Raw genomic sequence first — 24,992 nt, forward strand, 5'->3', positions numbered from 1 at the left:
TTCAGATGTCAGACGGCCCGCGCCGGGGCCGCTTCACGGTCAGCCGCGCGCCGCCAGAATCTGGCCCGCGCATTCGCCGAAGCCCACGCGATAGCCATCGCCCCGGCACCATCCGCGCAGGGTGATTTCATCGCCGTCCTGCAAAAACGCGCGCTCGCCGCCCTCTTCCAGCTTGACCGGCCGCTGACCGTTCCACGTGCTTTCGAGCAGGCTGCCGCACGAATCCGGCGTCGCACCGCTGATCGTGCCCGAGCCCATGAGATCGCCCACGCGCGTGTTGCAGCCGCCGACCGTGTGATGCGCGAGCTGCTGCGCCATCGACCAGTACATCAGCTTGAAGTTGGTGCGCGAAATGGTCGTCGGCGTGCGCGCGCCTTCCGGACGCAGCGTGACTTCCAGCTCGATGTCGAACGCGTGATCGCCTTCGTGACGCAGATACGCGAGCGGCTGCGGCTCCTGCGCGGGCGTCGCGACGCGAAACGGTTCGAGCGCATCGAGCGTGACGATCCACGGCGAGATGGTCGTCGCGAAACCCTTCGAGTTGAACGGGCCGAGCGGCACGTATTCCCATTGCTGGATATCGCGCGCGCTCCAGTCGTTGAGCAGCACCATGCCGAAGATATGCTGCTCCGCGTCCTCGCACGCGATCGGCTCGCCGAGCGCATTGCCGCGACCGACGATGAAGCCCGTCTCCAGCTCGATATCCAGCTTGCGGCACGCGGAGAAAATCGGCCGATCTTCGTTCGGCAGCTTGATCTGACCGTTCGGGCGGCGCACCGGCGTGCCGCTCACGACCACCGACGACGCGCGCCCGTTATAGCCGACCGGCAACTCCGACCAGTTCGGCAAGAGCGCGTTCTTCGGATCGCGGAACATCGAGCCGACGTTCGTCGCGTGCTCCTTCGACGAGTAGAAGTCCGTGTAGCCGGGAATCTCGACCGGCAGATGCATCGTCGCGTCTGCACGCGGCACGAGCGCGCCGCGTCGCAAAGTCTCGTCGTCGCGCAGCGTCGCGTTGCCGTGCGCGAGCAACGCGCTCAACGCGATGCGCACGCCGCGCCATTTCTCGCGTCCGAGCGCGATGAAGTCGTTCAGGCGCGGCTTGTCGAACGCGCCTTGCGCATCGAGCAGGCCAGCGCGTTCGAGGGCGGCCAGATCGACGATCCACGCGCCGATCGCGACGCCCGCGCGCGGTTGCGGGTTCACCGCGTCGCTGAAAATGCCGAACGGCAGGTTCTGGATCGGGAAGTCGCTCGCCGGATCGTTCGCGGATTCGATCCAGCTTTTAAGGGCAGGCGCGAGCGTCGCCTTCAGCGCGTGGTTCATCGTTGCTCCGGGTTGAAGTGTTTCGCGAGGCCTTGCCAGCACTCGTAGTAGTTCGCCTGCAACTGCGCGGTTTCGAGCGCGAATTGCGTCGGCTTGATGAGCGTGCGCGTCTCGATCATGAACGCCATCGTGGCGTCGACCTTCGCGGGTTTCGACGTATCGATCGCCGATGCCTTCTCGAACGTCTCGGCATCCGGCCCGTGCCCCGACATGCAGTTGTGCAGGCTCGCGCCGCCCGGCACGAAGCCTTCGGCCTTCGCGTCGTACACGCCGTGCACGAGCCCCATGAACTCGCTCGCGACATTGCGATGGAACCACGGTGGCCGGAACGTATCCTCGGCGGCGAGCCAGCGCGGCGGAAAGATCACGAAGTCGATCGTATCGACGCCCGGCGTGTCGCTCGGCGATTGCAGCACGAGAAAGATCGACGGATCGGGATGGTCGAAACTGATCGAGCCGATGGTGTTGAAGTGGCGCAGATCGTACTTGTACGGCGCGTAGTTGCCGTGCCACGCGACGACATCGAGCGGCGAATGGCCGATGTCCGCGCGCCACAGCACGCCGTTCATCTTCGTGACCAGTTCGAAGCTGCCTTCGCGATCTTCATAGGCGGCTTGCGGCGTGAGAAAGTCGCGCGGATTCGCGAGCCCGTTCGAGCCGATCGGACCGAGATCCGGCAACTGCATAAGCGCGCCGAAGTTCTCGCAGATATAGCCGCGCGCGACGCCATCGGGCAGCGCCACGGAAAAGCGCACGCCGCGCGGAATCACCGCGATCTCGTAGGGCTCGACGTCGAGCTTGCCCAGCTCCGTCCAGATCGCGAGGCGGCCTTGCTGCGGCACGATCAGCAATTCGCCGTCGGTGTTGTAAAAGAAGCGGTCCTGCATCGAGCGATTCGCGGCGTAGAGATGAATCGCGCAGCCGGACATCGATTCCGCCGCGCCGTTGCCGGCCATCGTCACCCAGCCATCGATGAAATCGGTCGGCGCGGCGGGCATCGCGAGCGGGTCCCAGCGAAGCTGATTAGGCGGCGTCGGCGGAACGTCAGCGAAATTCGCGACGAGTTTCGCGCGCAGCATGTCGGCGGGAATACGCGTGAACGGCTTGTGCACGGCGCCCGGCCGGATGCGATAGAGCCACGAACGGCGATTGTGCGCGCGCGGCGCGGTGAACGCGGTGCCCGAAAGCTGCTCGGCGTACAGGCCGTAAGCCGCGCGCTGCGGCGAGTTGCGGCCGATGGGCAACGCGCCCGGCAGCGCCTCGGTGGCGAAGTCGTTGGCGAAACCCGACTGGTAGTGCTGGTTTGCGTCCGTGTGTGTCTCGAACGTTGGCATGGTCGAAATCCTCGACGAAAAAGCGATGGTTCAGGCTACGGCGATGCGTGCGGCGCGTCGTCGCAGAGTTTTACGCATGGTAAAACCAATTACGATTAGTGAAATTTCTCGTAAACCCTTAATCGACGCGGCTCATCCGGCATATCAATATGTGAATTTGGTGCTGGACGCGGTGTTGCGCGCTGATACCATCGACCATTCCAATGACAATCGGTACGGCACGCTGCGCCAATCGAACGCTCCATCCAATGATCGCCCCGTCCTTGCCCGAACTCGTCGCCCGCGCCGCGGAACATCCGTTTCTCGGCGCGCATGTCGCGCTCGGCGAGAACGAGCACGCCGGGCAAGCGGTCGCGCATTACCGCGATCTGTGCATTTCGAGCGCCTACGAGCCGATCTTCGATGTCGGCACACACAGCTTTCCGCAAACCTTGAGCGCGTCGCCGGAGAGCGCGCAGCGTTTCGGCGATGAACTCGGCGTGCAGGCATTGACGCTCATTCAGGGCGATGCGCCGCGCGATCCGTTCGGACAACTTGAAGACGATCGCGAGCTGGTCGCGCTGGACCGGCTATCGCGCGCGGTGCATGCGTTCAACTTCTTCGGGCCGCATCGGCCGGGGCTGTTGTTCTTGCGCGTGCACGAGCGGCTTTTGAAGAGCGTGAAGTACGACCACGGACTGCACTTCTCGTCCGTGCTGATGGAGTTCGGCGTGAGTCCGTCGCGCATCGTGATCGAATTGCCGGCAGCGGCGGTCGCGCACAAGACGTTTGTCGGCTATCTCACCAAGAGCTATCAGCACTACGGGTTCAAGGTCGCGGGCAATCTGCCCAACGCCGGGCAGATCATGGCCGTGTCGGACATGGCGCGGCTCGATTTCATCAAGATGGATGCGGGGCAGGCCTTGCGCGATTCGGTGGTGAAGCATCTCGTGGCGTATGCGCATCGACTGAAGATTCCGCTCATCTTTTCGAATGTCTGCGACGAAGCGCAGTTCAATGCGCTCCAGCAGTTCGACGTGCATTTCGTGCAGGGACCGGTGTTCGATGCGCATCCGGTGCACGGACGCTGATCGCCGGACCGGGCGCTCATTCGACGCGCTAACGATGCATCGACGGCTTCAACGCCGGATATAGATCGAGATAAACGCTGAAGCGCTGCGCACGCATGCGTTGACGTTGCGCGTCGGGCTGCGTCCGTCGCGGCTTCGAGATCCTGCTCGATTGACAGCACGCGCCTTCGTTCAACGCCCCTCGCGTTGACTCTCCGGGTTATTCCCGATGCCCCGCCCCGATTCGATTGCTGCGCCGCAACGCCGCCCAAACGCGCGCCCGCACCGACCTTTTCAATGCCCCAAGGCGCGTGAATTGCGCCGCGTCGCGGCAAGCATCGCGCCTTGACTTTCGTCCGGGCGAATACGATCATTCGATCATCAACAGAGCAAATGCTCACCTAACCGCTTTGGCCGCCATCGCGCGTCACGGCGACCCGCCGCCCGCGAAGAACGGGCGCGCAGCCATTCAGAGGAAGAGACGACATGACTAGCGAAGCCAACGTGATCCTGCACATCGGCGCCGGGTCTTTTCATCGCGCGCATCAGGCGTGGTATCTGCATCGACTGAACGAGACGGGCGACAAAAGCTGGTCGCTCGCGGTGGGCAATATTCGCGGCGACATGAACGCCGTGCTCGACGCGCTCGCCGCGCAGAACGGCGAATACACGCTCGAAACCGTCACGCCGAAGGGCGAGCGCGAGTACGAGACCATTCGCGCGATCAAAAAGGTCGTGCCGTGGTCCGCGGATCTGGCCGAACTCATCGCCGTGGGCGCGGACCCGAAGACGAAGATCGTGTCGTTCACCGTCACCGAAGGCGGCTATTACCTCGACGAGCACGACAAGCTCGACACCGCCAATCCCGATCTCGCCGCCGACCTCAAAGGCGCGAAAACGACGATCTACGGCGCGCTCGCCGCGATCCTCGATGCGCGCATGAAAAACGGCGCGGGCAAGGTCTCGCTGCAGAACTGCGACAACCTGCGCAGCAACGGCGACCGCTTCAAGGCGGGCATGCTCGAATTCCTCGAACGACGCGGCGAAACCGCGCTGCGCGACTGGATGATCGCGAACACATCGTGTCCGAACGCGATGGTCGACCGCATCACGCCGCGCCCGACGCCCGATGTCGCCGAGCGCGTGAAGGCCGCGACCGGCTTCGACGACCGCGCGCCGGTGATGGGCGAGAAGTTCATCCAGTGGGTGATTGAGGACGATTTCATCGCCGGGCGGCCCGCGTGGGAGAAGGTCGGCGCGGAGATGGTCGAGTCGGTGCATCCGTATGAGGAGGCGAAAATCCGCATCCTCAATGCGAGCCATAGCTGCATTGCGTGGGCGGGCACGCTCGTCGGGCTGCAATACATTCACGAAGGCACGCAGGACATGGAGATCCGCGCGCTCGCGGACGCCTACGTCACCGACGACGTGATCGCCTGCCTCTCGCCGAGCCCGATCGATCTCGCGAAGTATCGCGATGTCGTGCTCGACCGCTTCAGCAATCCGTACATCCTGGACACGAATCAGCGCGTCGCGGCGGACGGTTTCTCGAAGCTGCCGGGCTTCATCGCGCCGACGCTCTCCGAATGCTTCGCGCGCAAGGTCGATCCCGATTCGACCGCCATCCTGCCCGCGCTCTTCTTCCGTTTTCTCGAACGCTGGCATGAAGGCAAACTGCCGTATGCGTATCAGGACGGCGTGATGGACCCGGCGCTCGCGCACGGCTTCTTCACCGCGCCCGATCCGCTCAAGGCGTTCACCGCGGACAAACTCTTGTGGGGCCGCATGGCGCAGAGCGAAGGACTCGAACGCGTGATGCGCAACGCGGTTTCGAAAGTCGATGCGTGGCTCGCGAATCGTCCGTAAGCGCGTCCATAAGCGCGACGTTATCGCCACGTTAAAGGCCAACGTGAAGCGCGCACCGCGCCGCTCGGGTAATGTGCCCATGGCGCGGCGCCGCGCGTGGCGTTAAATTAGCGCCTCCCGCCGAATTGGCGTCACGCCTGGTTTTTGGCCGGGTTCGATACCGGCAACGACAAAGGGTCCGTTCATGTACTTAGGCATCGACCTCGGCACCTCCGAAGTGAAAGTGCTGCTGCTCGCGAGCGACGGCAGCGTCGTCGGCACGGCGGGCACGCCGTTCACCGTTTCGCGTCCGAAGCCGCGCTGGTCGGAGCAAAATCCGCTCGACTGGTGGGAAGGCACGCGTGCCGCGCTCTTCAAGCTGCGCGAGAAATTTCCCGATCAGTTCGCGCAGGTGCGCGGCATCGGCCTCTCGGGTCAGATGCACGGAGCGGTGCTGCTCGATTCGCAGGACAAGGTGCTGCGCCCCGCGATCCTGTGGAACGACATGCGCAGCGACAAGGAGTGCGCCGAGCTCTACGAACGCGCGCCGAATCTGCACGAGATCGCCGGCAATCTGGCGATGCCCGGCTTCACCGCGCCGAAGCTGCTCTGGGTCGCGCACAACGAGCCGGACATCTTCCGGCAGACGGCGTGCGTGCTGTTGCCGAAGGATTATCTGCGCATGCATCTGACGGGCACGAAAGTGTCCGATCCATCGGATGCCGCCGGCACGCTCTGGCTCGATGTCGCGCGCCGCGACTGGTCCGACGAGTTGCTCGCCGCGTGCAGCATGTCGCGCCTGCAAATGCCGGCGCTCGCGGAGGGCAGCGAGCCGTCGGGCACCTTGCGGCCCGAACTCGCGCGAGAGTTCGGACTGCGCGAAGGCGTGATCGTCGCGGCGGGCGGCGGCGACAATGCGGCGAGCGCGGTGGGCATCGGCGCGACCGATCCGGGCGATGGCTTTCTGTCGCTCGGCACGTCGGGCGTGCTGTGCGTGATCGGCGATCGCTTCCGGCCGAATCCGGCTTCCGCGGTGCATGCGTTCTGCCACGCGATTCCGGATCGCTGGCATCAGATGAGCGTGGTGTTGTCGGCGGCGAGTTGCCTGCGCTGGGTGTGCAAACTGACATCGACGGACGAGCCGACGCTGCTAGCGGAGATCGAGGCGCTGCCCGCCGATGCGCTGCCTTCCGCGCCCTTGTTCCTGCCGTATCTGAGCGGCGAGCGCACGCCGCACAACGATCCGTATGCGCAGGGCGTGTTCTTCGGCATGACGCACGCGACCGACCGCGCGCTGCTCGGCTATTCGGTGCTCGAAGGCGTCACGCTTTCGCTGACCGATGGTCTCGACGCGCTGCAATCGGCGGGTACGCAGGCGCGCGCGCTATCGATGCTCGGTGGGGGCGCTCGCAGCGCGTACTGGGCGCAAATGTTCGCCGATGCTTTCGATACCCCGACGCGCACGCACGGCGGCGGCGAAACCGGTGCGGCGCTGGGCGCGGCGCGGCTCGGCTGGCTCGCGGCGGGTGGCGATCCGGCGACGGTGCTCGCGAAACCCGAGATCAAGCAGGAGTTCACGCCCAATGCCGAGCGGCATGCGCTGCTGCGGCAGCGGCTGAAGGGGTTCCGGGAGTTGTATCAGCATGTGCGGCCGCTATTCGATCCGGCGCGGCCGAGGTTGGCTTGATTTTGTAGTTCGGCTGGGCTTCTATGGAATTTGTGGGTGGGTGGGTTTGCTGGCGCTTTTTTTCGCCGAATCCCGTTCAGGATTCCACGACAATCCCACCACACCCCTCTTCCCCTAAAAAAAACAGTGCCCAAGTCCACCGAAAAACTCGATCTCGCGACGCGCGCAGCCTGGCTGTACTACGTCGCCGGCAACACCCAGAACGAGATCGCCGAAAAGCTGCAGATCTCGCGTCCGGTGGCGCAGCGGCTCGTCGCGTTCGCGGTCGAGAAAAACCTGATCCGCGTGCGGGTCGATCATCGCATCGCCGATTGTCTGTCGCTCGCGAAGGCGCTCAGCGACCGCTACGGCCTCGCGATGTGCGAAGTCGTGCCCATCGACGGCGACGCGCCCGAACAGGTCGACCGCAAGCTCGCCGTCGCCGGCGCGCAAGTAATGGAGCGCTATCTGCTCGAAGAAAAGCCGCTCGTCGTGTCGATCGGCAGCGGGCGCACGCTGAAGGCCTGCGTCGCGCAAATCGGGCAGATCGACCGGCCGCAGCATCGTTTCGTGTCGATGGTCGGCGCGATCGCGCAGGACGGCTCGTCGAATCGCTATGACGTCGCGCAGCAGTTATCGGAAAAGACCGGCGGCAAGCACTTCATGCTGCCCGCGCCGCTCATGGCCGACAACGAAGCCGAGCGCGCGCAATGGGTCAATCACCGGCTGTATCGGATCGTCGGCGAGCTGGCGCAGAAGGCGGATGTGGCGTTCGTCGGGATCGGCAACGTCGGCGTGAACTGTCCGCTGCACGAGGACGGCTTCATCACGCGCGCGGAAGTCGACGAGATGATGTTCGAGGGCGCGGTGGCCGAATGGCTCGGCCTGCCGATCGATGCGCAAGGCAAGCGCGTGCAGTCGAAAACCGGCGCGCGCGCGACGAGCCTCGCGCTCGATTCGCCGCCCAAACGCCCGACGATCGGCTTCGCGGGCGGCCAGCGCAAGCGCGATGCGCTGGTGGCCGCGTTGAGGGGGAAATGGCTCTCGGGCCTCGTCACGGACGAGTTGTGCGCCAAGGCCGCGCTCGAAGCCTGAAGGCTCTCGATCCCGGCTTCCACTTCCTGCCCGATTTCCAGCGCGCCGTCGAACTGCTCGCTGCCGCGATACGCGCTCATCGTGTCGAGCGGTTCGTGCGGCCATGCCGGATTCGGCGCGCCCGTGTCCTTCCTTCCTGATCGACGAAATCTTCTTCGTAAGCATCCAGTTCGACGATCACGAGATTCGGCCGAAACCGATTCGCCGCGATGCACGGCGCGCCTTGCCGACGAAACGCGTGTGCGTGCGATGCGGCGCGGCCCTTCCGAACCGCGCCGCGCTTGTGGCAACACCCGAAAAAACTCAAGCCGCCGTCGCGTGCTCCCGCTGCCACGAATCGACCACCTTGCGCGTGAACGCCTGCCCTTCCGCGTTGAACAGATGGCAATGTTCAGGCGGCGCGCCAAGCTTCAACTTCTCGCCGCGCGCGTGCTTTTCCAGCGGCGGAATGCGCGAGATCAATCCATCCGGTGCGATTTCGGTTTCGGCGTACAGATACGCCGCGTCGCCGAGCGTTTCGACCGTCATCGCCGTGGCGGAGAGACCGTAATCGCCCGCTTCCGGCGAATTCGGCTGCAGATGCTCGGGACGAACGCCGACCGTCACCGCATCGCCCGGCTTCGCATTGCCCGGCAGCACGCCGACCAGTTGCGTCTCGCCCGTCGCGTACTTCACGAGCACGCCGTCGTTCTGAATCTGCGCGACCGTGCCCGACAAAAAGTTCATCTTCGGCGAGCCAATGAACCCCGCGACGAAACGGTTCGCGGGCGCGTGATACAGCGTGTTCGGCGTGCCCACCTGCTCGATATTCCCCGCCGACAGCACGACGATCTTGTCCGCGAGCGTCATTGCTTCGACCTGATCGTGCGTCACGTAGATCATCGTGGTCTTGAGGTCGTCGTGCAGGCGTGCGAATTCCAGACGCATCTTCACGCGCAGCGCGGCGTCGAGGTTCGAGAGCGGCTCGTCGAACAGGAACACTTTGGGCTTGCGCGTGATCGCGCGCCCGATCGCCACGCGCTGCCGCTGACCGCCCGAGAGCTGCTTCGGCTTGCGATCGAGCAGATGGTCGATGTGCAGAATCTTCGCGGCGTTCTTCACGGCGGCATCGATCGCGGGCTTCTTCTCGCCGGCGAGCTTGAGGCCGAACGCCATGTTGTCGTAGAGCGTCATGTGCGGATAGAGCGCGTACGACTGAAACACCATCGCGATGCCGCGCTTCGCGGGCGCGAGTTCGTTCACGCGCGCGTTGTCGATCATCAGGTCGCCGCCGCTGATGTCCTCCAGACCGGCGATCATGCGCATCAGCGTCGACTTTCCGCAGCCCGACGGTCCCACGAACACGACGAACTCGCCGTCGTTGATATCGAGGTTGATGTTGCGCATCACCTCGGTTTCTTCATAACGCTTGCTGATGTTGCGCAGTGTCAGGCTAGCCATGGTGTGTGTCTCCAGTCTTCATTAGCGATGCGATGAACGCCATCGCTATCTGAGTTCGAACGTCGCGTTCTGCAGCCATTGCTCGACGAGCGCAGGCAACCGCGTCATGTCGTCGAATACCGCTTGCGCGCCCGCTTTTTCCAGCGCGCCGATCTGTCCTTCGCTCGCATGCCCGCCGCCGATGAAGCCGAGCACGGGCATGCCCGCCGCCCGCGCCGCGCTCACGCCGGTCACGCTGTCCTCGACGACGAGGCAGCGCAGCGGATCGATGCGCATCGCGCGCGCCGCCGCGAGGTACACGTCCGGCGCGGGCTTCGGATTCGCGACCATGTCCGCGCAAAAGCGCCGCTCGCCGAAGAAGCGCAAGAGGCCCGTGCGTTGCAGCACGGCATCGACGTAGGTCGAGAAGCTGTTGCTCGCGCACGCCTTCGTGAAGGGCACGGCCGCGAGCGCCTCGGCGATGCCCGGCACGGTCGGCGCCTCTATCGCCGCCGCTTCGACGGCACGCCGGATCGCGACGACCTGATCGTTCGTCAGCGCTCGGTTCACCGTATCGGCGGCGCTCGCGAGCACTGCCTCGATGCGCAGGCCGAGCAGCGGCATCACGACGGGCTCCACATCGACGCCCGGCCACAGCGCCTGCAATTCGCCGACGAGCATGCGCGCCGCCACCGCTTCGCTGTCGATCAGCACGCCGTCGCAATCGCAGATCAGCAGGCGATCTTCGAGGTTGGCCTCTCTGGATGGGGTGAGGTTCACGAGTGCGTCCTCACTTCACCGCGCCAAACGTGAGGCCGCGTACCAGTTGCTTCTGCGAGACCCAGCCGACGATGAGAATCGGCGCGACCGCGAGCAACGAAGCCGCCGAGAGCTTGGCCCAGAAAAGGCCCTCCGGACTCGAATACGACGCAATGAACACCGTCAGCGGCGCCGCGTTCGAGCTAGAGAGGTTGATGCTCCAGAACGCCTCGTTCCACGACAGGATGATGAGCAAAAGACCCGTCGATGCGAGACCGGGCAACGCCATCGGCATCAGCAGATAGACGATCTCCTGCCATGTGGTCGCGCCGTCGATGCGGCCCGCTTCGAGAATGTCCTTCGGCACTTCGTTGAAATAGGTGAAGGCCATCCATACGGCAATCGGCAGGTTGATCAGCGTGTACACGATCACGAGGCCGGACACGGTGTCGAGCAGGCCCGTGTTCTTCCACAGCAGATAGATCGGCACGAGCACGCCGACCGACGGCATCATCTTCGTGGAGAGCATCCACAACAGCACCGACTGCGTTTTCCTGGTCGGGAAGAAGGCCATCGCGTAGGCGCACGGCACGGCGAGAATCAGGCAAAGCACCGTGACGCCCAGCGAGATCAGCACCGAATTCCACGCGAAGCCGAAGTAATTGCTGCGCGCGAACACTTCGCGAAAGCTGTCCAGCGTCGGCGTGAAAAACAGCGACGACGAATACGCCTGCTGCTCGGTCTTGAACGCGGTGATCGTCATCCAGAAGATCGGGAAGAACAGCAGGATCGACACGATCCACGCGACGATGCCGGGCACGATGTTCTTGACGTGACCGAGCGCGGTGGTCCGCGGCGGTGCGCTTACGGATTGAGTGCTCATGACTCGTACTCCCCTTTGAGGTTCTTCGCGAGCATTCTCACGAGGAAGAACGCGACGATGTTGGCGAGAATCACCGCGAGAATGCCGCCCGCCGATGCGAGACCGACATCGAACTGCTGCAGGCCGAGCGCGTAAATCAGGTACGAGAGATTGGTCGTCGCGGTGCCGGGGCCGCCGCCCGTCGTCGTATAGATTTCCGCGAAGATCGACAGGAGAAAGATGGTTTCCATCATCACGACCACGGCGACCGCGCGCTTCAAATGCGGCAGCGTGATGAAGAAGAACATCGCGAACGGACCCGCGCCGTCGATGCGCGCCGCTTCCTTCTGCTCCTGGTCGAGCGATTGAATCGCCGTGAAGAGAATCAGGAACGCGAACGGCAGCCACTGCCACGCGACGATCACAATCACCGCGAAAAGCGGATAGTCGGCGAACCAGTCGATCGGCTGCATGCCCATCGAGCGCATCAGGCCGGCGATGAGGCCGTACACCGGATGCAGGATCATGTTCTTCCAGATAAGCGCGGAGACCGTCGGCATCACGAAGAACGGCGCGATCACGAGCAGACGCGCGATGCCCTGCCCGACGAACTTGCGATCGAACAGCACGGCGAGCAGCACGCCGCCCACGACCGTGATGACGAGCACCGAAACGATCAGCGTCAGCGTGTGTCCGATGGACGGCCCGAACGCGGGATCGGTGACGAGAAACTCGAAGTTATCGAAGCCCGCGAAACCTTTGACATCCGGATTCAGCAGGTTGTAGCGCGAGAACGAGAACCAGATCGTCATCGCGAGCGGAATGGCCATCCACAGAAAGAGCAGTCCGGTCGACGGCGAGATCAGCCAGCGCACCGACTTCGCGCGGCGCTTGTCGCGCTCGGCGGCGGACTCCTCCAGATGACGATCGGTGATGGGGGGATTCAGTTGACTCATCGTGTCACCTCTCGATGATGCTTCCCGGGCCGCATCAGGCGACGCGGCCCGTTACCACGGAAATTACTTCTGATAGCCCGCTTGCTTCACGGCGCGATCGGCGGTGGCGTTCGCCGCCTTCAGCGCCTGATCGACGCTCGTCTGTCCGGCGACGACACCCGCGATCGACTGACCGACCACCGTGCCGAACGACTGGAACTCCGGAATGCCGACGAACTGGATGCCGCTATACGGCACCTTCTTGAGCGTCGCGTCGTTCGGGTCGGCGGTTTCGATCGCCTTCAGCACGAAGTCGCCGAACGGCGCGGCCTGCTTGTACTCGGGGCGCGCATAGGTGGACTTGCGCGTGCCCGGCGGCACCGAGGCCCAGCCTTCGTCCTTGCCGACCATTTCGATGTATTCCTTCGACGTCGCCCACGCGGCGAACTTCTTCGCGGCGTCCTGCTGCTTCGACGTCTTCGGAATCGCGAGCGACCACGACCACAGCCAGTGCGAGCCCTTCGGCGTGACGGCGACAGGCGCGGCCGCGAAGCCGATCTTGTCCGACACCTGCGACTGCGACTTGTTGTACAGCATGCCCGCGGCGACGGTCGCGTCGATCCACATCGCGCACTTGCCGGAGGACATCAGCGTGAGGTTCTCGTTGAAGCCGTTCGAGCTCGCTCCCGGCGGGCCGTCGCTCTTCAGCAGATCGGCGTAGAAGCCGACCGCCTTTTTCCACTCGGGCGTGTCGAGCTGCGCCTGCCATTTCTCGTTGAACCATTCGCCGCCGAACGTGTTCACGACCGTCGATACGAATGCCATGTTCTCGCCCCAGCCAGCCTTGCCGCGCAGACAGATGCCGTACTGGCCCTTGGCCTTGTCGGTGAGCTTGTCGGCGAATTGCTTGATCTGGTCGTAAGTCGGCTGATCCGGCATCTTGAGGCCCGCTGCCTGGAACAGATCCTTGCGGTAGTACGTCATCGAGCTTTCGACGTAGAACGGCAGCGCATAGAGCGTGTTGTTGTACGACAGGCCGTCGCGCGCGGTCTTCACGACGTCGTCGAGATCGTAGTTGGCGGGCAGACCCGTCATCGGCGAGAGCCAGCCGCGCTTGCCCCACTGCGGCGCCTCGTAGGTGCCGATGGTGATCACGTCGAACTGGCCGCTGTTGGTCGTGATGTCGGTCGTGGCACGCTGGCGCAGCACGTTCTCTTCGAGAATCACCCATTTGAGCTGGATGTCCGGATTGGCCTTTTCGAACGCCGGCGCGAGCTTCTTCAGCTCGATCATGTCCGGGTTGTTCAAGGTCGCGATCGTGATGGTCGTCGCCGCATGCACCGAGAGCGGCACGAGCGCCGCCGCGGCCAAAGCAGCGGTCAGCGTCGCGGCCGCGAACGGAGCGCGACGCGCGCGCGGTTGTGCTCGAACGATGCGTTGAGTGCGTTTCATTTGAGTTCGTCTCCTTTTTGTTGGCACGGGCGCCGCGCCGGTCTCGATGCATGAACGCAAGCGCCGTGTATGCCGCTGCCTGCTTTTGAGGGTGCGCGATCATGGATCGCGTGGTTGCCGGGGTTATCCTTGCTGCCGCACTGCGCACGACATGTCTCGCGTCCGCCTTCGCGATCGTGGCGCATTCGCCGCGACGCCGTTTCACTATAGACGGTGCTTTCCGTGCTTCAAGCCGCACGCCCCGCGCGGGGGCGGTGCATCAACTCATCCAGTTGCCGCCGTCGACGTTGATCGTCTGCGCGGTGATGTAATCCGAATCCGATGACGCCAGAAAGAGCGCCGCGCCCGTCAGGTCGGCGGGCACGCCCATGCGCCCGAGCGGCACTTCCTCGCCGACGAGCCGTTTCTTCTCGCCGAGCGGACGATTCTCGTAGCGCGCGAAGAGCGCATCGACCTCGTTCCACATCGGGGTATCGACGACGCCCGGCGCGATGCCGTTCACGTTGATGCGCTCTTTTGCGAGCGCGAGCGCCGCCGATTGCGTGTAGCTGATCACCGCCGCCTTGGTCGCGCAGTAATGCGACACGAGCGCCTCGCCGCGCCGTCCGGCCTGCGATGACATATTGATGATCTTGCCGCCGCGCCCCTGCTCGACCATGCGAAGCGCGACCGCTTGCATCAGGAAGAACATGCCCTTCACGTTGACCGCGTAGAGGCGGTCGTAGACGTCCCAGGATTCGTCGAGGATCGGGCGCATGTCGAAGAGCGCCGCGTTGTTGAAGAGAATGTCGACGCCGCCGAAACGCTTGACGGCGCTTGCCACGATGCGCGCGATATCTTCGCGCTGCGTGACGTCGGCCTTGAGCGCGAACACGCGCCCGGGCGCATCCGCGAAGCGCTGGGCCATGTCGTCTTCGTTCTTCACGTCGACGACGACCAACTTCGCGCCTTCTTCCAGATAGCGCCGCGCAACCGCTTCGCCGATACCGCTCGCGGCGCCCGTGATGATCGCGACCTTGTCTCTCAATCTCACCGATGTCTCCGATTTCTGGCTTCGCTCTTTCGCGGTGAGCGAACGCTCCGCAAATGAACAATTGCTCTCTGTTTGATCGAATGATCGGCGCTGCGCGTGATCGTGTCAAGGCATCGGCGCAGGTTTCGATGTTGCGACGCGCAAACGTCGGAAAACCTCGGGAAAACCCCGCCTGGCAAGGCGTCCGGGAGCAAGGGGCGTACCGCGGGGCGAGGCATTTGAGGCAATACGCGCGTGCAACCGATGACGATACGTTATATCATCTCGGAAACGTCCGACGAGCGGAGCTTCCGCTCGCGCTTCAACCTTTTCCAGCCACGTCCTGCGTGGCCGACATCACATGACCGCATCCGTCGAAACCATGCTGGCGCGCGCTGAAGTCCTCGCTGTCGAGCGCGGCGTCGCGCTCACGCCGCTGCGCCGTCAGGTATACGAACTCGTGCTGAAGGCGCACAAGCCGATCGGCGCCTACGACCTCATCGACGCGATGGAGCCGCAACGCGGCGCGCGCGTGCCGCCGACCACCGTGTATCGGGCGCTTGAGTTTCTGGTCGAAAACGGCTTCGTGCATCGCATCGAATCGAAGAACGCGTTCATCGCGTGTTGCGATGCCGGCAAGCCGCACGAAAGCCAGTTCCTCATTTGCGACGAATGCGGCGCGACGCTCGAAATCCAGGGCCGCGAACTCGCTTCGTCGCTGTCGGCGAGTCCGCCCGCGCATGGCTTCCAGGTGCATCACCAGGTCGTCGAACTGAGCGGGCTGTGCGCCGATTGCCAGCGAAAGCATCGCGGCGCGTGAATCGCATCATCCCGAGAACAACTCAGCCAGAAAGGAAATCGATGAAACTCGCGCACGTCCTGTCCTGCTTCGCCATCGCGCTCGGCTTTTGCAACGCGGCATCGGCGCAGACCGCGCGCGTGCCGGTGGTCGCGGCGGAGAATTTCTACGGCGACGTCATCGGCCAGCTCGGCGGCGATCACGTGCAGGTGACGAGCATCCTCAACAATCCGGACGAAGACCCGCATCTCTTCGAAGCCAGCCCGAAGACCGCGCGCGCGTTGCAGCATGCGGCGCTCGTCGTCTATAACGGCGCGGACTACGATCCGTGGATGGACAAGCTGCTCGCGGCATCGAAGCGCAACGACAAGCGCACGGTGATCGTCGCGGCGAAACTCGTCGGCAAGAAGGCCGGCGACAATCCGCATCTCTGGTATGACCCGGCGACGATGCGCGTCGTCGCGAAAGCGGTGAGCGCGTATCTCGTGAGCGCGGACCCGTCGCACAAGAGCGATTACGACGCGCGCCTCGCGACCTTCCTCGATTCGATGAAGCCGATCGATGCGAGCGTCGCGCAGATGAAGGCGCGCTACAAGGGCGTGCCCGTCACGGCGACCGAGCCGGTGTTCGGCTACATGGCCGATGCGATCGGCCTGGAGATGCGCAACCAGCGCTTCCAGCTGGCGTCGATGAACGAGACCGAGCCGAGCCCCGCCGATATCGTCGCGTTCGAAAAGGATCTGCGCGAACGCCGCGTGCACGTGCTCATCTACAACAGCCAGGCGACGGGCGCGCTGACGAAGCGTCTGCTCAACGTCGCGAAGGACGCGCATGTGCCGAGCATCAGCGTGACGGAGACCTTGCCCGCGAAGAAAACGTATCAGCAATGGATGCAGTCGCAACTCGACTCGCTCGCGGGCGCCTTGCAAGGATGGCAACGATGAACGCCGCGACGATGCCGCCCGCGCTCGAAGTCGATCGCGTAACGCTCGCGCTCGGCGGCCGCGAGATTCTCAACGACACGAGCCTGACCGTCAAAACCGGCGAGTTCATCGGCGTGCTCGGGCCGAACGGCGCGGGCAAGACCACGTTGATGCGCGCGCTCCTCGGGCTCGTGCCCGTCAAGAGCGGCAGGATTCGCGTGAACGGCGAAGCGGTCGTGCGCGGCAATCCGTCGATCGGTTATATGCCGCAGATTCGCACGGGCCTCGCGAACCGGCGCGTGCTCGGCCGCGATTTCGTGACGATGGCCGCCGATGGTCATCAGTGGGGACTGCCGCATCGCAACGCGCGCATCCGCGCCGATGTCGAGCGCGTGCTGGAGCTCGTCGGCGCGCATCAACTGGCTTCGCGTCCGCTGTCGGAGTTGTCGGGCGGGGAGCGTCAGCGCCTTTTGCTCGCGCAATGTCTGCTCGGCAATCCGCGTCTTTTGCTGCTCGACGAGCCGCTCATCAGCCTCGATCCGCGGCATCAGACGGGTGTGGTCGAACTCGTGCGGCGCGTGCAGCGCGAGTTGAACATCACCGTGCTGTTTTCGGCGCACGAGCTAAATCCGCTGCTCAATTCGCTCGACCGCGTGCTCTATCTCGGCAGCGGGCGCGCGGCGCTCGGCACGGTCGACGAGGTCATCTCCAAGCCCGTGCTGTCGCGTCTGTACGGCTCGCCCATCGACGTGATGCGCGTGAACGGCCGCATCTTCGTGATGTCGGGCGATGTGGAAATCGACAAGCTCGATCACGCGCACGAAGAAGGCGAGGAGCACGAACATGAACACGATCATGGCCATGAGCATGAGCACGGCCATAGCCACAGCCACGTCAAATAGAAAGCGCAATGTTTGAATACGACTTCATGGTGAATGCATTCGCGGCGTCGGGAATCGTCGCGGTGTTGTCGGGGATCGTCGGGTACTTTCTCGTGCTGCGCGGACAGACCTTCGCGGGACACGCGCTTTCGCACGTCGGCTTCACCGGCGCGACGGGCGCGGTGCTGCTCGGCATGTCGCCGCTCTGGGGGATGGTCGGATTCACGCTCGCGGCGGGCGTCGGCATGGGCGCGCTCGGCGAGCGTCTCTCGGGCCGCGATGTGGCCATCGGCGTGATTCTTTCGCTATCGCTCGGCTTCGGCTTGTTGTTTCTGCACTTCTTCACCGCGTACGCGACGCAGGCGACCGCGCTTCTCTTCGGCAACGTGCTCGGCGTAAGTCATGACACGCTCGTGGTGCTGGCCGGGCTTGCGGTCGTGAGCCTCGGCGCGCTTGCGTTCATCATGCGGCCGCTGCTGTTCGCGTCCTTGCAGCCGGAGCTTGCAGAAGCCAAGGGCGTGTCGTTGCGGCTCGTCTCCGTGCTGTTTCTCGCGATCACCGCGCTTGCGGTCGCGGCTTGCACGCAGATCGTCGGCGTGCTGCTCGTGTTCGCGTTGATGGTCGGACCGGCGGCGGCGGCGCAGAACGTGACGACGCGGTTGTCGTCGGGGCTGGTGCTCGCGGCACTGTTCGCGCTCGGGCAGGCGTGGGTCGGGCTCACGCTCGCGTATTACACCGATTGGCCGACGAGCTTCTGGATCACGATGCTTGCGGCGCTCGTGTATGGCGCGAGTTTGCTCGGGCGGCGCGGGCATTGAGGGTTTGGGTTGACGGGACTCGTGAACGTGTTGGCTTGTTGGCGTTGCCTTTGTGCGGGGCGGTGGTTACTTCAGATTGCTTCACACCGGCCCCGGCACAGACGAGTCGCTGAATGGCACGGCTGAAACGACGGTACAAACCTGCATCGTCCACCTGATCCGCAATTCGCTGGAATTCGCGAATTGGAAAGACCGCAAATCGGTGGCCGCAGCGCTTAAAGAGGTCTATCGGGCATCGACGATTGAAGCGCTGCCATCGGCGCGGATGGCTGGCGCGCTCGCTTGCCTCTCGAAGGCGCTAAGGGCTCCTTTTTGCAACAGGCTGCCAAGCCTCTTCCGGTGCAGTCACGCGCCGGACTTCGCAGAGTCCGACAAATCGCGCTTCGCGCTTCCGGGATTGCGTCAGTTCTTCGTCGCCATACGATTCCCGGAGCCACACCGTTTTCATTTTCCAGCGCAGCGATTCGTGCGAATCGTGGTGTCAGAACAGGGACCACGGATCAATTTTTCCTCCTTCGATGACGAAATGCTTCGCATCAGAGCCCGGTTCAAAGAAGCGCCAATCTTCCTCATCTGGCACGGTTCCAGAAACGACCTCCAGGTAAAAGTTATTCGACATTGAAAGTTGCAGCCCTCCAGACTCCGTTGCCGACAGGCTTCTCACACTCATCGGCCCGTCTGTCACCAATAGTCTGTTAAGCCACTTCGCGCCACGTTGCACGGCGTCATCAGAGCCAGCAAGCACGGCTTGCGTTGCCACAATCACACCTGCTCGCATAATCCGCCAGGGACATTGAACGTGTAATGCCCATGCGCCGCCTTCAAGGACGGTACCCCGACGCGTTGTGTACGGTTTTTGCGGGCCGAAATGAACGGTCAGCATATCTGCCGCATGGCTGACGGCGCTCACATCAAGCCCAATCAGTACCGAAAGGCGTCGCGTAATTTCGCGTTTCGTATTAGTCACGTACACCTCCGAAAATATCCCGCGCGCGCTCCATGATTTCCTGATACCCGAGCCCTTGCTTGCTAATCTCCATGTGAAGTTCCTGCGCTTGATTCTTGTCGAGACCCAACGCCCTAACCACTGCTTTGAACTGTTTGTTCTGTGCTTGATTATTGCCCGGCGTTCCTTCGCCGCCGGCCACGAGATCAACGGCCTGCCCGAGATCATCCGGCACGTAATCGAACGGCTGCGCGTCACCAAGCAACGACCCGCCGCTGTCTGAATCTCCGAAACTCTTGAGCATCGAAGTGCTGTCGGCGTCTTTGCCGCGCAACGCAGCCCCGGCGACCGCGCCGCCCGCGGCTTCTATCACGCTCATCCAATCGAAATTGCCGCCACTTGCGTCGTTGCGCGCAGCGCTTAGGTCGGAATCGAGTAGGTGAGCGCCGAAACCCGTCTCTCCGTTGGCCTTCCTGAGCGCCGCGAATTCGCGCCAACTGAAAACTTCGCTTGTGGCTTGCGCGCCGCCGCCCAGAGTCGGCCACCGCTGCGGCGCATAGTGCCTGAAAACGCGCTGGCCGCCGTGCCAATTGCGCGCAATCACGGGAATAAGACGACCCTCGCGGGCAGCACGGCGGAGAACGCGTGTGATCCCATCGCCGTCAACCGGCCTGTCCCAAGTCGAAACTCGCAGCGTTCGGACGATGAAATCGGCGTATTGGCGAAAGTCGGAACACGAGCGCGCGTCGCGCCGGTCGATCCTTACTCTGAACAGGCGGTCGAAGTCCTGTCGGTCTTGCTCGATTTGCTCCTTTTGCTCTTTTCTCTTATGCTTGCGCACTTCGAACGGCAAGACCCAAGAGCGATCGACTTCCTGCACCTCGTGGGCTGGCATCAGCGCGCAATGCCGACCTCCCGTCAATGGTACGTAGAGCGCGTTATACGAATATCCCCATTCGGGAAACGACATGTCATCTCCGTGTTTTAGCAGGACTGCTAATCCTACCGGAGGGTAAATTCGTCTTTGCAGTTGCGTCTCGAAAATGCGGCTTGGCTCGCGCAGGGTCTGCCGCATCGCACCACACAACAAACCGGTTCAGCACGAAACGGCTCAAGCCCGTCCCGCGGCCGGTCTGCACGTGCACCTTTCTTTCAGCTTCCGCCATCCCGCTTCATCTGTGATTCGTCGGTTTCCCCTGCATACCCGACGGCAGCGCGTAGCGCTGTGCCGAAGCTGTTTCGTGCTGAGCCGGCGCGCTGAAACTGGTCGCTCGTAAGACCGTGCGCGATCCAAGCCCGATTAGGTCTTCGAGGGCACTCTTTAGGCGAGTGCCACCTTGGAGGAGAAAATTGGCCAACGTGCGTGTGACCGCGGGGCCTGAAAAGCTGGTTCCTTTGCCTACTTTCTTTGCGCTAGCCAAAGAAAGTAGGTGCCGCCCCGCACAGCGGCACCGCTAACAAACCAACACGATCACGAACCCCGACAACAATAAAAACCCGTCAGCGCCCCAAAACCCGCGCGTGATGCGCGACATGCTCGCCGACGAAGGTCGAAATGAAGAAGTACCCGTGGTCATACCCTTCATGCCGCCGCACGGTCACTTTATGCCCCGCCTGCTGCGCATTGCGCTCCAGCACATCGGGATGCAACTGCTCGGCAAGAAACTGATCCGCCATTCCCTGATCGATGAGAATGCCGCCTTCGAAACGCGACGCCGCATCGCCCTTGATTAGCTCGCTCGCATCGTATTGCTTCCACGCTTCGCGATCGTCGCCGAGATAGCCCGAGAACGCTTTCACGCCCCAAGGACATTGCGAAGGCGCCGCGATCGGCGCGAACGCCGACACCGACTTGTACAGATCCGGATTGCGCAACGCGAGCACGAGCGCGCCGTGACCACCCATCGAATGCCCGAAGATGCCGATGCGATCCTCGCGCACCGGCAACTCCGCGAGCACCGTCTCGCGCAATTCCCGCGTCACATACGAGTCCATGCGATAACGCCGCGCCCAGGGCTCGCACGTCGCATCGACATAAAAGCCCGCGCCGACGCCGAAATCCCACGCATCTTTCTCACCCGGAATATCCGCGCCGCGAGGCGATGTATCCGGCGCGATCAGCGCGATGCCGTGCTCCGCCGCGTAACGTTGCGCGCCCGCCTTGATCGGGAACGTCTCCTCGGTGCAGGTCAGACCGGCGAGATAGAAGAGCGCCGGCACCTTCCCCGACGCCGCCTGCTTCGGCAGAAAGACGGAAAAGCGCATCGGCAGACCAATCGTCTGCGAATCGTGCCGATAGATGCGCTGCACGCCATCGAAGCAACGATGTTCTTCCACGAGTTCCAGCATCGCGTTTTCCTCGCTCAATAGATAACGACGGAACGGATCGACTCGCCCTTCTTCATCAGGTCGAAGCCGTCGTTGATCTGCTCCAGCTTGAGATGATGCGTGATCAGATCGTCGATATTGATCTTGCCCTCCATGTACCAGTCGACGATCTTCGGCACGTCCGTGCGCCCGCGCGCGCCGCCGAACGCCGAGCCTTTCCACTCGCGTCCCGTCACGAGCTGGAACGGACGTGTGCTGATCTCCTCACCCGCCGCCGCCACGCCGATGATGAACGACTGCCCCCAGCCCTTGTGCGTGCATTCGAGCGCCTGACGCATGAGCTTCACATTGCCGACGCATTCGAAAGAATAGTCCGCGCCGCCATCGGTCAATTGCACGATATGGTCGACGACGTTCTCGACTTCCTTCGGGTTGATGAAGTGCGTCATGCCGAACTTCTTCGCGAGTTCGACGCGGCCCGGATTGATATCGACGCCGATGATCTTGTCCGCGCCGACCATCTTCGCGCCCTGAATCACGTTCAGGCCGATGCCGCCCAGACCGAACACGACGACGTTCGCGCCCGCCTCCACTTTCGCCGAATACACGACCGCGCCGACGCCCGTCGTCACTCCGCAACCGATGTAGCAGATCTTGTCGAACGGCGCATCTTCACGCACTTTCGCCACCGCGATTTCCGGCACGACGATGTAATTCGAAAACGTCGATGTCCCCATGTAATGGAACAGCGGCTTGCCATCGAGCGAGAAACGCGAAGTCGCGTCCGGCATGAGGCCTTTGCCCTGCGTCGCACGAATCGCCTGACACAGATTGGTCTTGCGCGAAAGACAGAACTTGCACTGGCGACACTCCGGCGTGTAGAGCGGAATGACGTGATCGCCCTTTCGCAACGTGCCGACGCCCGGCCCGACATCCACGACGACGCCCGCGCCTTCATGTCCGAGAATCGCGGGGAAAATGCCTTCGGGGTCCGCGCCCGAGAGCGTGTAGTAGTCGGTGTGGCAGATGCCCGTCGCTTTCACTTCGATCAGCACCTCGCCCGCGCGCGGGCCTTCGAGATCGACCTCTTCGATCGTCAACGGCTTGCCGGCTTCCCATGCGATTGCTGCTTTGGTCTTCATCGTTTAGCTCCCAAGGTTGTGAATGTCTCAGCGCATGATGTTCAGGACTTCGTAACATGCGCCCATCGTGTGATAGTCGGTCTTTCCCGCGGGGCTTTTCTCGTCGCTGTACTGGCGGTTGTCGCGCGTGAGAATCCGATACCACGCACCCCACTTGTGATCGACGAAATGCTCCCAGCTATAGGTCCACAGGCGATCGTAATCGTTCCAGTAACGCGCGGCGAGCGCGGCGTCGCCATCGCGTTGTGCGCGATCCGCGAGTAGCGCGGCAGCCGCGAGCGATTCCGCCTGCACCCAGAAATACTTGTCTTCGTCGTAGAACCGGCCCTCGGTGTCGAAGCCGTAGACCATGCCGCCGTGCTCGTGATCCCACGACGATTCCAGCGCGCGATCGAACAACTCTCTGGCGCGCGTGACGTGCCACGCCTCGGGCCGGTGACGATCGAGAATGAGCAGCAGCTTCGCCCATTCCGTCTGATGCCCCGGCTGAAAGCCCCACGGCCTGAAGATATTGCTGCGATCGCCCTTGTTGTAATCCCAGTCGATCGACCAGTCCGGCTTGTAGTGTTCCCACACGAGCCCGCCCGCGAGCGCGGCCTGACGATTCACCATGTTGTCCGCGAGCAAGGCCGCGCGGTCGAGATAGCGTGCTTCGCCCGTCGCTTCGAACGCGGCGAGCAGCGCCTCGCACGTGTGCATGTTCGCGTTCTGCCCGCGATAGTCGGACACGTACCAGTCCGCGCTCGCTTCATCTTTGTAGAGACCGTATTGCGCGTCCCAGAAGTGCGTCTCCATCAGGTTCCAGGTTTCGTCGAGATAGGCGCGCGCTTCGTCGAACCCGGCTTCGACCGCCTTCGCATACGCGAGCACGACGAAGGCGAGGCCATAGCAATGGTTGGTCGCATCGGTGACGTCGCTGCCATTCAGCGTCCACGCATAGCCGCCCGTGCGCGGATTGCGATGAAACTCGCGCAGATATTCGATGCCATGCGCCACGCCGCCGCGATATTCATCGAGGCCAAAGTGCTTGTACGCCATCGCATAGTTGAAGACGAAGCGCGTGCTCGACACGAGATGGCGCGTCGTGCGGTCGTAGATCGTGCCGTCGTTCTTGTAGAAGTGGTAAAAGCCACCCGCCGGGTCCATGCAGTGCGGATGATAGAAGGTCATCGTGCGCAACGCGTGATCGAGCAGGAACGCGCGCGAGCGGAAATCGGGATGTGACGGCGAAGGTGCGGGCATGGCTGAGTTCGATGTTGTCTGGACGAGGCGAGCTTCAGTTACCGCTTATATGAAGCGCCGCTTCATAGTCCCCGACGCGAAAGGCATCGGGATTAAAGGTACGAAAGTTTAAGCGGACTCGCGCCCGATCGCGAACCAGTCTTCGGTGCGCTTGTACAGATCGATGAAACGCGCGAGCCGTTCATCGAGCGATGGATTCGGACGCGGCGTCGCGGCGAGCGTGGCCGTGGGCGCGAGCGACGCCAGATCGCCGATGCGCCAGTGGCCCGCCGCGATGCCGCCGAGTAGCGCCGCGCCGCGCGTCGCCGCGTTCGGGCAATCGACGGCGCGCAACTCGACGCGCAGCGCGTCGGCGAGCAATTGACGCCAGCGCGGATCGACCGAGCCGCCGCCCGCGAGCAGCATCGCATCGAGCGGCGCGCCGTTCGCGCGGATCGCGTCGAGTCCCGCACGCAATGCGAATGCCACGCCCTCGAACGCGGCGCGCATCATCGTGCCGCGCGTGTCGTCGAGGCCAAGTCCGAGCCAGCCGCCGCGCGCGTTCGGGTTCATCCACGGCGAGCGCTCGCCGCTCAGATACGGCAGAAAGCTCACGGACGCGCTGGCGTGCGCGGCGAACGCGTCGTCGTAGGCGTCGCGCCACGACGCGTAGCCGAGCCAGCCGCGCACCGCTTCCAGCGCGACGCCGACGTTCTGCATCGCCGCCATGCGATACCACGCGCCGGTCGCCGCGCGATACGTGTGCAGGCCGTGCACGGGCGCGGGCGGATCCGCGCACATCACGACGATCTGGCCGCCCGTGCCGGTGGTGAGGAGCGCGTCGCCATTGGCGCACAGGCCGCTGCCGAGCGCGGCGCACGGCGTATCGCCCGCGCCGACGGCCATCGGAATGCCCGCTTCGAGCCCGAGCGCGGACGCCGCCGCCGAAGACAACGCGCCGCCGGTTTCGTGCGATGCCGCGAGCGGCGCGAACCACATGCGCGGCAAGCCGAGCCGGTCGATCAGCGCGTCGTCCCATTCGCCCGATGGCCGCGCGAGCGCGGTCGCGCACGAATCGGATGCGTCGCTCGCGAACGTGCCGCCCAGCTTCACGCGCAGCCAGTCCTTCGGCTGCAAGGCCCAGCGCGCGGCGGCCGCGATCTGCGGCTCGTTCGACGCG

At 63.6% G+C, this 24,992-nt stretch carries 22 protein-coding genes and 2 pseudogenes; 9 read left to right on the top strand and 15 right to left on the bottom strand.

Annotation, left to right across the window (positions count from 1 at the left end; translation table 11 throughout):
• Positions 1-39: 39 nt before the first annotated feature.
• Both fahA and hmgA read right to left on the bottom strand, forming a co-directional pair.
• Entirely contained in the window at positions 40-1,326 is a 1,287-nt protein-coding gene (gene fahA / locus AWB82_RS20185; RefSeq protein WP_200818154.1) for a fumarylacetoacetase, read from the bottom strand.
• Entirely contained in the window at positions 1,323-2,660 is a 1,338-nt protein-coding gene (hmgA, locus tag AWB82_RS20190) for a homogentisate 1,2-dioxygenase (protein WP_086970329.1), read from the bottom strand. The genes fahA and hmgA overlap by 4 nt, the downstream gene beginning before the upstream one ends.
• A gap of 248 nt (positions 2,661-2,908) precedes the next feature.
• Between hmgA and AWB82_RS20195 the strand changes: the two genes are divergently transcribed.
• From AWB82_RS20195 to AWB82_RS20210, 4 genes are all read left to right on the top strand, one after another.
• Positions 2,909-3,730 (top strand): EAL domain-containing protein, encoded by an 822-nt coding sequence (locus tag AWB82_RS20195; protein ID WP_086970331.1) that lies wholly within the window; start codon positions 2,909-2,911, stop codon positions 3,728-3,730.
• Positions 3,731-4,195: 465 nt separating this feature from the next.
• The gene (gene dalD / locus AWB82_RS20200; protein WP_086970333.1) at positions 4,196-5,575 is read left to right on the top strand and encodes a D-arabinitol 4-dehydrogenase; all 1,380 of its coding nucleotides are present in this window, start codon (positions 4,196-4,198) and stop codon (positions 5,573-5,575) included.
• Between the two features lie 184 nt (positions 5,576-5,759).
• Positions 5,760-7,241, top strand: coding sequence for a xylulokinase (gene xylB, locus AWB82_RS20205; protein ID WP_086970335.1), 1,482 nt, complete (start codon positions 5,760-5,762; stop codon positions 7,239-7,241).
• A 126-nt stretch (positions 7,242-7,367) separates the two neighbouring features.
• Entirely contained in the window at positions 7,368-8,315 is a 948-nt protein-coding gene (locus tag AWB82_RS20210; RefSeq protein ID WP_086970337.1) for a sugar-binding transcriptional regulator, read from the top strand.
• Between the two features lie 26 nt (positions 8,316-8,341).
• On the opposite strand, the pseudogene AWB82_RS38380 reads toward AWB82_RS20210, so the two are convergent.
• The 7 genes and pseudogenes from AWB82_RS38380 to AWB82_RS20245 form a co-directional block, all read right to left on the bottom strand.
• Positions 8,342-8,535: pseudogene (locus tag AWB82_RS38380) on the bottom strand (MOSC domain-containing protein); the annotation flags it as partial.
• 83 nt (positions 8,536-8,618) lie between these two features.
• Entirely contained in the window at positions 8,619-9,755 is a 1,137-nt protein-coding gene (locus AWB82_RS20220; protein WP_086970340.1) for an ABC transporter ATP-binding protein, read from the bottom strand.
• 45 nt (positions 9,756-9,800) lie between these two features.
• Positions 9,801-10,514: an HAD family hydrolase gene (locus AWB82_RS20225; protein WP_086970342.1), complete on the bottom strand. Its 714-nt coding sequence runs from the start codon at positions 10,512-10,514 to the stop codon at positions 9,801-9,803.
• Positions 10,515-10,524: 10 nt separating this feature from the next.
• Positions 10,525-11,376: a carbohydrate ABC transporter permease gene (locus AWB82_RS20230; RefSeq protein WP_086970344.1), complete on the bottom strand. Its 852-nt coding sequence runs from the start codon at positions 11,374-11,376 to the stop codon at positions 10,525-10,527.
• Positions 11,373-12,311: a carbohydrate ABC transporter permease gene (locus AWB82_RS20235; protein ID WP_086970346.1), complete on the bottom strand. Its 939-nt coding sequence runs from the start codon at positions 12,309-12,311 to the stop codon at positions 11,373-11,375. Before AWB82_RS20235 ends, AWB82_RS20230 begins: the two co-directional genes overlap by 4 nt.
• Before the next feature lie 63 nt (positions 12,312-12,374).
• Positions 12,375-13,742 (bottom strand): ABC transporter substrate-binding protein, encoded by a 1,368-nt coding sequence (locus tag AWB82_RS20240; protein WP_096031447.1) that lies wholly within the window; start codon positions 13,740-13,742, stop codon positions 12,375-12,377.
• A gap of 259 nt (positions 13,743-14,001) precedes the next feature.
• Positions 14,002-14,775: an L-iditol 2-dehydrogenase gene (locus tag AWB82_RS20245; protein WP_086970348.1), complete on the bottom strand. Its 774-nt coding sequence runs from the start codon at positions 14,773-14,775 to the stop codon at positions 14,002-14,004.
• 340 nt (positions 14,776-15,115) lie between these two features.
• On the opposite strand from AWB82_RS20245, the gene AWB82_RS20250 reads away from it, so the two are divergent.
• The 5 genes and pseudogenes from AWB82_RS20250 to AWB82_RS36795 form a co-directional block, all read left to right on the top strand.
• Entirely contained in the window at positions 15,116-15,574 is a 459-nt protein-coding gene (locus tag AWB82_RS20250) for a Fur family transcriptional regulator (RefSeq protein WP_086970350.1), read from the top strand.
• 41 nt (positions 15,575-15,615) lie between these two features.
• On the top strand, positions 15,616-16,497 hold the full coding sequence (locus AWB82_RS20255) for a metal ABC transporter solute-binding protein (protein ID WP_086970352.1): 882 nt from the start codon (positions 15,616-15,618) through the stop codon (positions 16,495-16,497).
• Complete coding sequence (locus tag AWB82_RS20260; RefSeq protein ID WP_200818155.1) at positions 16,494-17,378, top strand: metal ABC transporter ATP-binding protein; 885 nt, start codon at positions 16,494-16,496, stop codon at positions 17,376-17,378. Before AWB82_RS20255 ends, AWB82_RS20260 begins: the two co-directional genes overlap by 4 nt.
• Before the next feature lie 8 nt (positions 17,379-17,386).
• Complete coding sequence (locus AWB82_RS20265; protein WP_086970354.1) at positions 17,387-18,175, top strand: metal ABC transporter permease; 789 nt, start codon at positions 17,387-17,389, stop codon at positions 18,173-18,175.
• 127 nt (positions 18,176-18,302) lie between these two features.
• A pseudogene (locus AWB82_RS36795) lies at positions 18,303-18,425 on the top strand (transposase); the annotation flags it as partial.
• Between the two features lie 231 nt (positions 18,426-18,656).
• Here the strand turns inward: AWB82_RS36795 and AWB82_RS20270 are convergent.
• The 6 genes from AWB82_RS20270 to AWB82_RS20295 form a co-directional block, all read right to left on the bottom strand.
• Positions 18,657-19,142 carry a hypothetical protein gene (locus tag AWB82_RS20270; RefSeq protein WP_086970385.1) on the bottom strand — a complete coding sequence of 162 codons (486 nt, stop codon included), beginning with the start codon at positions 19,140-19,142 and terminating at the stop codon, positions 18,657-18,659.
• Positions 19,135-20,091, bottom strand: coding sequence for a hypothetical protein (locus tag AWB82_RS20275; RefSeq protein ID WP_086970355.1), 957 nt, complete (start codon positions 20,089-20,091; stop codon positions 19,135-19,137). The genes AWB82_RS20270 and AWB82_RS20275 overlap by 8 nt, the downstream gene beginning before the upstream one ends.
• A 530-nt stretch (positions 20,092-20,621) precedes the next feature.
• Positions 20,622-21,470, bottom strand: coding sequence for an S-formylglutathione hydrolase (fghA, locus tag AWB82_RS20280; protein WP_086970357.1), 849 nt, complete (start codon positions 21,468-21,470; stop codon positions 20,622-20,624).
• Between the two features lie 14 nt (positions 21,471-21,484).
• The gene (locus AWB82_RS20285; RefSeq protein WP_086970359.1) at positions 21,485-22,591 is read right to left on the bottom strand and encodes an S-(hydroxymethyl)glutathione dehydrogenase/class III alcohol dehydrogenase; all 1,107 of its coding nucleotides are present in this window, start codon (positions 22,589-22,591) and stop codon (positions 21,485-21,487) included.
• 27 nt (positions 22,592-22,618) lie between these two features.
• Complete coding sequence (locus tag AWB82_RS20290) at positions 22,619-23,833, bottom strand: AGE family epimerase/isomerase (RefSeq protein WP_086970361.1); 1,215 nt, start codon at positions 23,831-23,833, stop codon at positions 22,619-22,621.
• Positions 23,834-23,941: 108 nt separating this feature from the next.
• On the bottom strand, positions 23,942-24,992 hold a 1,051-nt coding region (locus tag AWB82_RS20295), incomplete at its 5' end, for an FGGY-family carbohydrate kinase (RefSeq protein WP_086970363.1).

Source organism: Caballeronia glebae (assembly GCF_001545035.1).
Classification (GTDB): Bacteria; Pseudomonadota; Gammaproteobacteria; order Burkholderiales; family Burkholderiaceae; genus Caballeronia; species Caballeronia glebae.